Source organism: Parvibaculum sp. (assembly GCF_002684405.1).
GTDB lineage: Bacteria > Pseudomonadota > Alphaproteobacteria > Parvibaculales > Parvibaculaceae > Parvibaculum.
Map to the genome: position 1 here is coordinate 1 of NZ_NYVD01000038.1, position 12,150 is coordinate 12,150.

The 12,150-nt window shown below is 63.0% G+C and carries 8 protein-coding genes; 1 reads left to right on the forward strand and 7 read right to left on the reverse strand.

Annotated features, from left to right (window positions below; genetic code table 11):
- Positions 1 to 100: 100 nt before the first annotated feature.
- Together rpsD and CMI59_RS03370 are read right to left on the reverse strand one after the other, a co-directional pair.
- A complete protein-coding gene (gene rpsD / locus CMI59_RS03365) occupies positions 101 to 721 on the reverse strand; it encodes a 30S ribosomal protein S4 (protein WP_293324747.1) in 621 nt (206 codons plus the stop codon).
- Positions 722 to 958: 237 nt separating this feature from the next.
- On the reverse strand, positions 959 to 1,720 hold the full coding sequence (locus CMI59_RS03370) for an RNA methyltransferase (RefSeq protein WP_293324750.1): 762 nt from the start codon (positions 1,718 to 1,720) through the stop codon (positions 959 to 961).
- A gap of 197 nt (positions 1,721 to 1,917) precedes the next feature.
- Between CMI59_RS03370 and CMI59_RS03375 the strand changes: the two genes are divergently transcribed.
- Complete coding sequence (locus CMI59_RS03375) at positions 1,918 to 3,135, forward strand: NADP-dependent isocitrate dehydrogenase (RefSeq protein WP_293324751.1); 1,218 nt, start codon at positions 1,918 to 1,920, stop codon at positions 3,133 to 3,135.
- Between the two features lie 148 nt (positions 3,136 to 3,283).
- Here the strand turns inward: CMI59_RS03375 and CMI59_RS03380 are convergent, their stop codons facing one another.
- The 5 genes from CMI59_RS03380 to CMI59_RS03400 all read right to left on the reverse strand — a co-directional run.
- A complete protein-coding gene (locus CMI59_RS03380; protein WP_293324754.1) occupies positions 3,284 to 4,579 on the reverse strand; it encodes a cyclic nucleotide-gated ion channel in 1,296 nt (431 codons plus the stop codon).
- Complete coding sequence (gene alaS / locus CMI59_RS03385; RefSeq protein ID WP_293324756.1) at positions 4,569 to 7,247, reverse strand: alanine--tRNA ligase; 2,679 nt, start codon at positions 7,245 to 7,247, stop codon at positions 4,569 to 4,571. The genes CMI59_RS03380 and alaS overlap by 11 nt, the downstream gene beginning before the upstream one ends.
- Before the next feature lie 216 nt (positions 7,248 to 7,463).
- On the reverse strand, positions 7,464 to 8,570 hold the full coding sequence (gene recA / locus CMI59_RS03390; RefSeq protein WP_293324759.1) for a recombinase RecA: 1,107 nt from the start codon (positions 8,568 to 8,570) through the stop codon (positions 7,464 to 7,466).
- 243 nt (positions 8,571 to 8,813) lie between these two features.
- On the reverse strand, positions 8,814 to 9,767 hold the full coding sequence (locus CMI59_RS03395; RefSeq protein ID WP_293324762.1) for a fatty acid desaturase: 954 nt from the start codon (positions 9,765 to 9,767) through the stop codon (positions 8,814 to 8,816).
- A 135-nt stretch (positions 9,768 to 9,902) separates the two neighbouring features.
- Positions 9,903 to 12,150, reverse strand: a 2,248-nt coding sequence (locus tag CMI59_RS03400; protein ID WP_293324765.1) for a PAS domain-containing protein, incomplete at its 5' end; no start/stop codon positions are given.

The window sequence follows — 12,150 nt, forward strand, 5'->3', positions numbered from 1 at the left end:
GACGAAACAAAAAAGGCCGCTCGAAAGAGCGGCCTTTTCGTATTCGGCGTATCGCGCTGCCGGGATCAGCTGCGCGAATAGAATTCCCGTCAGCGGAGCGTCAGCTCCGCGAGTAGAATTCGATGACGAGGTTCGGTTCCATCTGCACCGCGTAGGGCACGTCGGAGAAACCCGGCGTCCGCACGAACTTCGCGGTCAGCTTGTCATGGTCGGCATCAATGTAATCCGGCACGTCGCGTTCCGGGCTCTGGATGGCTTCGAGCACCAGACCCATCTGCTTGGAGGCGTCCTTGACCTCGATCACGTCGCCCTCGCGCACGCGATAGCTCGGAATGTTCACGCGCTTGCCGTTCACCTTCACATGACCATGGGTCACGAACTGGCGCGCGGCGAAAACGGTCGGCACGAACTTGGAGCGGTAGACGACGGCATCCAGGCGACGTTCCAGCAGGCCGATCAGGATTTCACCCGTATCGCCGCGAAGGCGCTCGGCTTCCTTGTAGATGGCGCGGAACTGCTTTTCGGTGATGTTGCCGTAGAAGCCCTTGAGCTTCTGCTTGGCGCGAAGCTGCACGCCGAAGTCGGAGAGCTTGCCCTTGCGGCGCTGGCCGTGCTGGCCGGGGCCGTAATCGCGGCGATTCACCGGGCTCTTGGAGCGACCCCAGATGTTCTCGCCCATACGGCGGTCGAGTTTATGCTTGGCGGCAATGCGCTTTGACATCGCTGTTTCCTTTCAAAAACCAAGGAAACGCGCCCTCCTCTGCCTCATCCCCGTTTGGAGGTGAGACCGACAGGAACCGGCGTAAAGCGTATCCGGCCCTCGGGTGCGTATTCTCATATGAAACGGGGACCGGCCTTGGGCCAGTCCCGTAAGGGCGTTCTTCTAGCCTCTGCCCCTGCCCGTGTCAATCGGCATGTCCGGCCTCAAGGGAGGCGTTTTCCCGGCAGAATCGGGGGGTTACCCCTCTTCCGGCCCATTGCCCTTCGGCACCGTGCGCACCAGCGAGGCGACGATGCCGCGGAAGGTCCGCACTTCCTGCTCGGTCATGCTCGCCCGCCCGAAAAGATTGCGGATCGAGCGCACCATGCCGGGACGCTTGTCGTCGGTCCGGAAAAAGCCATGCGCATCGAGCTCACGCTCCAGATGCGCATAAAACATGAGCAGTTCTTCCTTGGTGGCCAGCCTGCCCTCGCGCATTTCCAGCGTTTCGGCCTCCGTCCTGTCCGCGGCCTTGTGCCACTCATAGCTCATCAGCAGCACGGCCTGGGCAAGGTTGAGCGAGGAAAAGGCCGGATTGAGCGGCACCGTCAGCACCGCATCGGCCAGCGCCACATCGTCATTATGGAGCCCCGTCCGCTCCGGCCCGAAAAGAACGCCCGCCTTGCCCCCGCCGGCAAAGGCCTCCCTGAGCCGCGCGGCGGCGCGATCCGGCGTATAGACCAGCTTCACCATGTCGCGTGGGCGCGCCGTGGTGGCGAGCACATAGTCGAGATCGGCCACCGCGTCGGCCGTCGTCTCGAAAACGCGTACATTGTCGATGACGATATCGGCGCCCGCCGAGGCCGCGACCGAGCGGCTGTTGGGCCATCCGTCCCGGGGGCTGACGAGTCGCAGATCGGTGAGCCCGAAATTGAGCATGGCGCGGGCAGCCGTGCCGATATTTTCGCCAAGTTGAGGCGCAACCAGCACAATGGCGGGGCCTTCTTCACCCAGCGTCATACCCGACTTTCTACGATCCGTTCCGGCCATTGCTCCGACATGCGTTTTTGATCAAACAAGCCTGCGTCAATAAGGGATCGCCTGTCTTTAATCAATCCGCCAGCGGTGTTATAGGAGAGCCACGCCCGGTCTTGTTTCAAGACCGCCCCCGCAGGTCCTCGCCGACCCCCGTCCGTTATGTTTCGAAGGGTAACTCCATGTCCAAGATCAAAGTGAAAAATCCGGTCGTCGAACTCGATGGCGACGAGATGACCAGGATCATATGGAAGCTGATCAAGGACAAACTCATCTTTCCCTATCTCGACATCGATCTGAAATATTTCGACCTCGGGATCGAACACCGCGACGAGACGGACGACCAGGTGACGGTCGACTCCGCCGAGGCCATCAAGCATTACGGCGTCGGCGTGAAATGCGCGACCATCACCCCGGATGAGGCGCGCGTCGAGGAATTCGGCCTGAAGAAGATGTGGCGCTCGCCCAACGGCACCATCCGAAACATTCTGGGCGGCACCGTGTTCCGTGAGCCGATCATCTGCCGCAACATCCCACGCCTCGTCCCCGGCTGGACGGAGCCGATCGTGATCGGCCGTCACGCCTATGGCGACCAGTATCGCGCCACCGACTTCCGCGTGCCCGGCAAGGGCAAGCTGATGATGAAATGGGTGTCCGAAGACGGCTCGGAGACGATCGAGGAAGAAGTCTTCGACTTCCCCGGCTCCGGCGTCGCCATGGGCATGTACAATCTGGACGACAGCATCCGCGATTTCGCCCGCGCCTGCTTCAAATACGCCCTGCCCCGCAAATACCCCGTCTATCTCTCGACCAAGAACACGATCCTCAAGGCCTATGACGGCCGCTTCAAGGATCTCTTCGCCGAGGTCTATGAGAAGGAATTCAAGGCCGAGTTCGAAAAGGTCGGCGCGCTCTACGAGCACCGCCTGATCGACGACATGGTCGCGTCTTCGCTCAAATGGTCGGGCGGCTATGTCTGGGCCTGCAAGAACTACGATGGCGACGTGCAGTCCGACACGGTCGCGCAGGGCTTCGGCTCGCTGGGCCTCATGACCTCGGTCCTGATGACCCCAGATGGCGAAACGCTGGAAGCCGAGGCCGCGCACGGCACGGTGACACGTCACTATCGCAACCACCAGAAGGGCGAGGCGACCTCCACCAACTCCATCGCCTCCATCTTTGCCTGGACGCGCGGTCTTGCCCATCGCGCCAAGCTGGACGACACCCCGGCGCTGGAAGAGTTCGCTCATACGCTGGAAAAGGTCTGCGTGCAGACCGTGGAAAGCGGCCACATGACCAAGGACCTGGCCCTGCTGGTCGGCTCCGAGCAGTCCTGGCTCTCCACCGAAGGCTTCCTCGACAAGGTCTCGGAAAACCTCGCCAAAGCCCTGAAGAAGTAAGCGCTTCCCCAATGTCATGCCCGGATTTGATCCGGGCATCCAGTTCTGTGCCTGCGGCACATGATGCGCTGGATTGCCGGGTCAGGCCCGGCAATGACAGATAGAGGGGGATTGAAGCTTTCGGGCTCAGGCGCGAAATCAGGTAAACCTACTCCGAAGCGGGGTGCGCCTCCTGGGCGCGCTCCGCTTCCTGCCTTTCGGCCTCCGCCTCGCTGCGTTGCCGGAGTTCCGTCAGCCGCCGCTCGGCAATCTGCGCCACCGTGTTGCGCACATCCGGGTGACCGCGCATGAAGCGCGCGAAATCTTCCGATTGCAGCGTCAGCAGCGAACAGCGCGTGAGCGCCGTGATCGTCGCCGCCCGGCGCCGCTGATAAAGCAGCGCCATCTCGCCGAAAAAGGCGCCGTCCTCCAGCTTTATCGGGCCGTCGGGAAAGTCGAGCTGCACCTCGCCGGAGAGCAGGAAATACATCGCATCCGCCTCCTCCCCCTTCCGCGCGATCACCGTGCCCGCCTCCACCACGCGCGCATTCAGATGTTCCGCCAGCCGCGCGATGGTGAGCGCGTCGAACTTCGAAAACAGCGGCACCCGCGCCACCATGCCCCAGGTCACCACGAATTCGCGACGGTGAATTTCCTGCGCAAAGCCCGCCGACACGATGGCGATGGGGAGTGCGAACATGCCGAGACCGAAAATCATCACCATGCCGCCGGCAATCTTGCCAAGTACCGTCACCGGCACGACGTCGCCATAGCCGACCGTCGTCAGCGTGGCGAGCGCCCACCACATCGCCGCGGGCACGGAGCCGAAGACCTCCGGCTGCACATCTTTTTCAAGCTCGTACATCACCGTGGCCGACAGAAGCAGCAGCCCGCCCATGATGATGAGCGCACCCGTAATGGCATGACGTTCATTGTAGAGGACACGGGCCAGCGACGAGAGCGCGGGCGAATAGCGCCCGAGCTTGAGGAACCGGATCAGCCGGAAAACACGCAGGAAGCGCAGATCCAGCGGAACGAAGATCCCCAGCCAGAACGGCAGAACGACCGCGAGATCGATCAGCATCGGCCAGGTTCGCGCAAACTGCAGCCGGATGCGCCATGAGGGCATTTCCTCATGCTCGCTATGTTCCACGCAGACCCATAGGCGGGCCGCATATTCGATCGTGAAAATCAGAACCGAAACAAGATTGAAGATCTTGAAGAACGGGCCATAGGCCGCGGCGAGGGAGACCACCGTCTCCAGCGCGAAGGCCGCGGCATTCGCCAGGATCAGCGACACCATGAAAAAGTCGAAGACCTGGCTCGGCCAGTCGCTTGTGCGACCCGCCTCCAGAATGACGTAGAGGCGGCTGCGCAATCGTTTCAGGAGACCGGGAGCAGGCTCCCCGCCATCATCCGCCCCGCCGGAGATCCCGGGGGGCGTATGCCCCGGTTCAGGCGGCACCCGCCAACTCGCCGACAACGGCGCTGACGGCGTCGAGCGCCGCATCCGCCTTGCTTGCATCGGGCCCACCGGCTTGCGCCATGTCGGGCCGCCCGCCGCCGCCCTTGCCGCCAAGCGCCGCGGCACCGGTCTTCACAAGGTCGACCGCATTGTATCTCTCGGTGAGATCGTCCGTCACGCCGACGGCGATACCCACCTTGCCGTCTTCCGACACGGCCACATAGGCAATGATGCCAGAGCCGAGCTGGTTCTTGCCTTCGTCGACAAGCCCGCGCAGATCCTTCGGGTTCACCCCGTCGAGGCGCCGCGCCAGCAGTTTCACGCCATTGACCTCCTTCACGGCCGGGCGCTCGCCGCCACCGGCGCCGCCGCCCGAAAGAGCCAGCTTCTTCTTGGCGTCCGCCAGCTCGCGCTCCAGACGCCGCCGCTCTTCCACCAGCGAATGCACCCGCGCCGGCAGGTCGTCCACCGTCGTCTTCAGCGCACCCGCCGCCTCGCGCGCGATGCGTTCCTGATCGGCCAGATAGCGCCGCGCGCCCTCGCCCGTCAGCGCCTCGATACGGCGCACGCCGGAGGCTACCGCGCTTTCGCCCACAATCTTGAAGATCGCAATATCGCCAAGCCGGCGCACATGGGTGCCGCCGCAAAGTTCGACGGAGTAGACCCCGTTCGCCTTTTCGTCGTCGAGCCCCATGGAGAGGACGCGCACTTCATCGCCGTATTTCTCGCCGAAAAGCGCCAGCGCGCCCGCCTCGATCGCCTTGTCCGGCGTCATGATCCGTGTGCTGACATCAGAATTCTGCCGCACGATACGGTTCACGATCTCCTCGACCTGACCGATTTCTTCCTGCGTCATGGGCTTGGGGTGGCTGAAGTCGAAGCGCAGCCGGTCCGGCATGACGAGCGAGCCCTTCTGCGTCACATGATCGCCCAGCACGCGGCGCAGCGCCTCATGCAGCAGATGCGTCGCGGAGTGGTTCGCGCGCGTCGCATCGCGCCGCGCCGTATCGACTTTCATTTCCACCACATCGCCGACCTTCAGCGTACCGCGCGTCAGCTCGCCGATATGCACATGCAGCGCACCGAGCTTCTTCTGCGTATCGCTCACCGGGAACTCCGCACCCTTGGGCGTGAAGATGACGCCTGTATCGCCGACTTGACCGCCGGACTCGCCATAGAAAGGCGTCTGGTTGGTGACGATCTGCGCGCTCGCCCCGGCGGAGATTTCATCCACCTCCTGCCCGTTCATGATGATGGAGACGATCTTGCCTTCGCCGTCATCGGTCTCATAGCCGAGAAACTCGGTCGCGCCCACGCGGTCGCGCAGCTCGAACCAGAGCGTCTCCGTCGCCTGCTCGCCCGATCCCGCCCAGGCTTTACGCGCGTCTTCGCGCTGGCGCTGCATGGCGGCGTCGAACCCGTCCATATCGACCGTCATTCCCTTGGCGCGCAGCGCATCCTGGGTGAGATCGACCGGGAAGCCGTATGTATCGTAGAGCTTGAAGGCGACCTCGCCGGGCAGCACGCCCTTCGCCGCCTGTTGCTCCACTTCCTCGTCGAGCAGCTTCAGCCCACGCGCCAGCGTCTCGCGGAAGCGCGTCTCCTCCAGCTTCAGCGTTTCGGTAATGAGCGCTTCGGCCCGCCTGAGTTCGGGATAGGCAGCGCCCATCTGTTGAACCAGCGCCGGCACGAGGCGCCACATCAGCGGTTCGCTCACGCCGACGATCTGCGCATGGCGCATGGCGCGGCGCATGATGCGGCGAAGCACATAGCCACGCCCCTCATTCGACGGCATCACGCCATCGGCGATCAGGAAAGAGCTGGAACGCAAATGGTCGGCGATCACGCGATGGCTCACCCCATGCGGGCCTTCCGGGTCGGAATTGGCCGCATGCGCCGACGCCTCGATCAGCGCGCGCATCAGGTCGGTCGCGTAATTGTCATGCGTGCCCTGCAGCACCGCCGCGATCCGCTCAAGCCCCATGCCGGTATCGATGGACGGCCGCGGCAGGTTGAGCCGCTCGCCGTCGCCCTGCTGGTCGAACTGCATGAAGACGAGATTCCAGATCTCGATAAAACGGTCGCCATCCTCATCCGGGCTGCCGGGCGGGCCTCCGGGAATATGGTCGCCATGATCGTAGAAGATTTCCGAGCAGGGACCGCAGGGGCCGGTATCGCCCATCTGCCAGAAATTGTCCGATGTCGGAATGCGGATGATCTTGCTGTCGGAAAGACCGGCGATCTTCTTCCACAGCTCGAACGCCTCATCGTCTTCCGAATAGACGGTGGCGAGGAGCTTGTCCTTCGGCAGGCCGAATTCCTTCGTCACCAGCTCCCAGGCGAATTCGATGGCTTCGGCCTTGAAGTAGTCGCCGAAGGAGAAATTGCCGAGCATCTCGAAGAAGGTGTGATGGCGCGCCGTATAGCCCACATTGTCGAGGTCGTTATGCTTGCCGCCCGCGCGCACGCATTTCTGCGAGCTGGTGGCGCGGCTATAGGGCCGCGTCTCCTGCCCCGTGAAGACGTTCTTGAAGGGCACCATGCCCGCATTGGTGAAAAGCAGCGTCGGATCGTTGTTCGGCACAAGCGAGGCGGAGGGCACGATCTCGTGCTCCTTCGACGCGAAATAGTCGAGAAACCTGGTTCTGATCTCGTTTAGGCCGGACATGGGAATGGGTCTCGCAAATTATACGCTTCGCTGCGCCCGCTACGGGCTAACTGCCTCTCTCTAAAGGCAATATAGGGCCCACGCTTTTACCTGTCGCCCTCAGCGCTGTCCAGCAAAGGCCCCGGAGGCAAAATAGAAACGAAATAGACGCAAAAAAGCGGCGCCGAAGCTCCGGCGCCGCTCTGTTCATGGGACTTGCCGAAGGCGGCCCGGCACCTAGCCATTGGCCTCCAGGCCTGCGGCATCGTCCAGATCGTCATCGTCGTCCGTATCCGGCCCGACATCCATGATCTTCTCGGCAATGATACCCGCATTCTGGCGGATCGCCGCTTCGATCTCATCGGCCATATCCGGATTTTCCTTCAGGAATTTCTTCACATTCTCCCGGCCCTGCCCGATGCGCTGGGAATTATAGGAGAACCACGAGCCGGATTTCTCCACGATCCCGGCCTTCACACCGAGATCGATCAGCTCGCCCGTCTTGGACACGCCCTCGCCATACATGATGTCGAATTCGACCTGCTTGAAGGGCGGCGCGACCTTGTTCTTGACCACCTTGATGCGGGTCTGGTTGCCCACCACCTCGTCGCGATCCTTGATCGCGCCGATGCGGCGAATGTCGAGACGGACGGAGGCGTAGAATTTCAACGCATTGCCGCCGGTCGTCGTTTCCGGGCTGCCGAACATCACACCGATCTTCATGCGGATCTGGTTGATGAAGATCACCATGGTGTTGGACTTGGAGATCGAGCCGGTGAGCTTTCGGAGCGCCTGGCTCATCAGCCGGGCCTGCAGACCGGGCAGCGAGTCGCCCATTTCGCCTTCGAGTTCGGCCTTGGGCGTCAGCGCGGCGACGGAATCCACCACCAGCACATCCACCGCGCCGGAGCGCACCAGCGTGTCGGCGATTTCCAGCGCCTGCTCGCCCGTATCGGGCTGCGAAATCAGAAGGTCGTCGAGATGCACGCCCAGCTTGCGGGCATAGACCGGGTCGAGCGCATGTTCGGCATCGACGAAGGCGCAGACGCCGCCCTTCTTCTGGGCTTCGGCCACCGTATGCAGCGCCATGGTCGTCTTGCCGGAGCTTTCAGGCCCGTAGATCTCGATCACGCGACCGCGCGGCAGACCGCCGATCCCGAGCGCAATGTCGAGGCCGAGCGAGCCCGTGGAAATGGATTCGATCTCCACCACCTGCTCGTTCTTGCCGAGCCGCATGATGGAACCCTTGCCGAAATTGCGCTCGATCTGGCTCAGAGCCGCATCGAGTGCCTTCTTCTTCTCTGAATCGTCTTTTGCCACGAGGTCTACAACATTCTTGGACATGGACCTGCACCCCTTATTTCATACCGAATTGTCCCGCGCAATTTCAGTTAATGTACTTATTTTGTTCTCAATGACAATGATATTTTCAAGCCATTGATTTAAATATGATTTTCAGAACAAGTTCGCGTGACGTTCTCAAAAACGGGCACGACTCGCAAGGCCCTTCCGCCGCGCCGACACCCGCGCCCGGCGCACCGGCGGCACATGCCTGTCCGCCTCCCCGATTCCGCGTCGAGGTCCGCGTCAGGCCCGGGCCCGCTTCCGCGTCCGGCTCCAGGCGTCGCTCCAGTCGTGGATCGGCGCGCCCTCGGCTTCCAGAATGGGCCGCATCTCGTCGAAGGCCCGGCCGATCCGGTAAAACGGAATGCGCGGAAAGAGATGATGGATCAGGTGATAGGTCTGGAACATGTCCAGCGCCGTCACCAGCCGGTGAATGGGCCGGGGCAGCAGGAAGACGGCGGTATCGGTATAGCGCTCGCGCGACACATGCGGATGGTGCGGCAGGTAATTGAAGATCAGCCCGATAAACGCGACATTGAGAAAGGTCGGCACGATCCACAGCATCAGGATCTCGCGCCAATAGCCGAACCAGAACCCGGCGGCGACCAGCGACCACGCCGTGATGTGATGCGCCGCCGCGATCCAGTAGCCGGCCCGCTCCTTGGGGTCCTTCCAGAAACCGAACTTCGTCATCAGATAGATGTAATGCGGCGTCTGGGTAAAGAAGCGCAGGATGAGCAGCAGCGGGTTGCGGCCCGAGCACCACGTATCGGGGTCGCGCTCGAAATCATTCGTATAGCGGTGATGCACCATATGCATCGTGTCATAGCCGCGATAGGGAATGAGCGTGGCGATACCGCCGATCCAGGCGAGCGCCGGGCTCAGCCATTTCCAGCGCGGGTCGTCCCCGCCGATCGCGCGGTGAAGCCCTTCGTGAACCGCCATGAACTGCATCAGCAGCAGATAGCCATTGGCCAGCATCGCCGCCCAATAGGGCCACCAACCGGCAAGCGCGGCATAGGTCGAAAGCCCCAGCGCGGCGAGCGAGCCGAGCGAGGTGGCCACCGTGCCCCAGGCGACATCGCCCATATGGCGCCGCGCGATCGTCAGCGCCGCCCGGTGATGTTCCATATGCGCGTCCGACGCCGCGGCCACGGGGCGCGAACTGCCCGCTTCCACTGCTTCGAGTGTCGTCATTGCCAAAAGAGCCCTCCGCCAATCCACGGCCCGCCCGGCCGAATACATGGCTGTTCCAGTAAAATAGGCCAGCTGCCCCTAAAGAACCAGTCTCGACGATGAAACACGCTGCCACCGGGACGAAATGCCGCCGTTTCAGCCGTTCATCACGTCTTTGACCATCGAGGCGAGCTGCTTCAGCGAGAAGGGCTTGGGCAGAAAGTGGAATTCCTGGTCCGGGTCGAGGCTCTTGGCGAAGGCGTCCTCCGCATAGCCGGAGACGAAAACGATCTTCGTATCGGGGATCCTGCCCTTGAGTTCCTTGACCATGGTGGGCCCGTCCATATTGGGCATCACCACGTCGGAAACGACGAGGTCGATCCGCCCGTCGAACCCGGCGACAAGGTCCAGCGCCGCCTCGCCGCTCTCCGCCTGCAACACCTCATAGCCGCGCGTTTCCAGCGCCCGGGCGGCAAAGGTGCGCACCGCATCCTCGTCTTCCACCAGCAGGATCGTGCCCTTGCCGGTCAGGTCGGCGGCCTCCTGCGGCACCGCGGCGGCTTCCTCTTCGCTGGCCGCCTTCTCGGCTGCCGTCTCCACATGGCGCGGCAGATAGATGCGGAAACTCGTCCCCTTGCCCACCGTGGAGTACGGGAAGATGTAACCGCCCGTCTGCTTGACGATGCCATAGACGGTGGAAAGGCCGAGCCCCGTTCCCTTGCTGGGATCCTTGGTCGTATAGAAGGGCTCGAAAATCTTGCCAAGATTTTCCTTAGGGATTCCGACGCCCGTATCCGACACCTCGATCAGCACATATTCGCCCACCGGCATCAGCGCATGGTCGAGCGCGCGGCTGTCCTCTTCGCTCACATTGGCGGTGCGGATGGTAAGCCGCCCGCCCTCGGGCATCGCATCCCGCGCATTCACCGCGAGGTTCATGATGACCTGTTCGAGCTGGTTCTGATCGACCTTCACAAGGCCGAGATCGCGCCCATGCACGATCTTCAGTTCCACCTGCTCCGTCAGCAGCCGCGCCAGCAGGTTCTGCAGTTCGGCAAGCGAGTCCGTCAGCGACAGCACCTTGGGGCGCAGCGTCTGGCGGCGCGAGAACGCAAGCAGCTGGCGCGTCAGGTTCGCCGCGCGATTGGCGTTCTGCTTGATCTGCACCACATCGGCAAAGCTCGGATCGCCCGCCTGATGGCGCGCCAGCAAGAGGTCGCAAAAGCCGATGATCGCGGTCAGCAGATTGTTGAAATCATGCGCCACGCCGCCCGCGAGCTGGCCGACCGCCTGCATCTTCTGCGACTGGGCGAACTGCATTTCGAGCGATTTCTGCTCCGTCGCATCGATCAGATAAACGACGAGCGACGCATCCTCCCCCGTATCGATCCGCGCGGCATAAAGCTGCGCGACGCGGTCGGGATGGCTCTGCAGGTGAATATCGACGGCCGGTCCGGCGGATTGCCCGGCAGCCGTATCGGACAGCGTCTCCAGCACCCCGGGCCGGTCTTCCTCGACCAGCAGCTCGGCCAGCTCCTGCCCGCGCACCGCCTCGCCGCCGACATAGGCGACGAAGGCGCTGTTCGCATTCTCGATCCGGCCCTGCGTATCGACCGTCGCAATACCGATCGGCGCATTGTTGAAGAAGCGCGCAAAGCGCAGCTGCGCATCCCGCGCATTGTCCTGGCCCGCGCCGGACATGCCACGGTCGAGCGTCAGCACGCACCAGCTCTCCACACCATCCTGCCGGATCGGCCGCGCCACCACGCGGACCGGCAGCAGCGTACCGTCCGCCTTTTTCAGTTCGGCATCCACCGGCCCCACGAAACCGGGCCCGTTTTCGTCCGCGATGAGAATGTCGGAGAACGCGCTTGCCGCAATCGTATCGAGCGTCGTGCCCTGTTCGGAAATATGTCCCGCATCGAGCCCCAGCCAGCCTGCCAGCGTGGCATTGGCATAATCGATCTCGCCCGTCGGCCCGACGATGAAAAGCCCCGCCGGCGCGCCGTCGAGATAGGAGGTAAAGGCCTTGAGCCGGCGTTCGGCGACTTCCAGCCGTTCGCGCTCCACGGTGAGGTCGCGGAAAAGCCAGACCGCCCCGCCCCGCATCCCGCTCATGGGGCGCACGATCACCTTGTAGATACGGGTAAAGCCGCTCCGGATCGCAAGCCGCACTTCCTCATCAGCGGCAAAGCCGGTGCGCGCGGCCTGCGCGAGCCGGAACGCGGTCTCGGCTGCGTCCGTCCGCCCCGCCAGCAGCCTTTCCAGCGAGGCCGGGCGCTCGTCCTGCGCATAGGCGCCCGCCAGATGGCGATAGGCTTCATTGGCAAACAGCACCGCGCCGCGCCTGTCGGTCACGTAACAGGGATCGGGCAGCGCATTGAAGGCTTCGGCTGCCGCGAGC

What these genes read in the sequence shown, in the direction of transcription:
- rpsD (WP_293324747.1), bottom strand. Translation starts at nt 721, where the DNA reads ATGTCAAAGCGCATTGCCGCCAAGCATAAACTCGACCGCCGTATGGGC.
- CMI59_RS03370 (WP_293324750.1), bottom strand. Translation starts at nt 1,720, where the DNA reads ATGACGCTGGGTGAAGAAGGCCCCGCCATTGTGCTGGTTGCGCCTCAA.
- CMI59_RS03375 (WP_293324751.1), top strand. Translation starts at nt 1,918, where the DNA reads ATGTCCAAGATCAAAGTGAAAAATCCGGTCGTCGAACTCGATGGCGAC.
- alaS (WP_293324756.1), bottom strand. Translation starts at nt 7,247, where the DNA reads ATGTCCGGCCTAAACGAGATCAGAACCAGGTTTCTCGACTATTTCGCG.
- recA (WP_293324759.1), bottom strand. Translation starts at nt 8,570, where the DNA reads ATGTCCAAGAATGTTGTAGACCTCGTGGCAAAAGACGATTCAGAGAAG.
- CMI59_RS03395 (WP_293324762.1), bottom strand. Translation starts at nt 9,767, where the DNA reads ATGACGACACTCGAAGCAGTGGAAGCGGGCAGTTCGCGCCCCGTGGCC.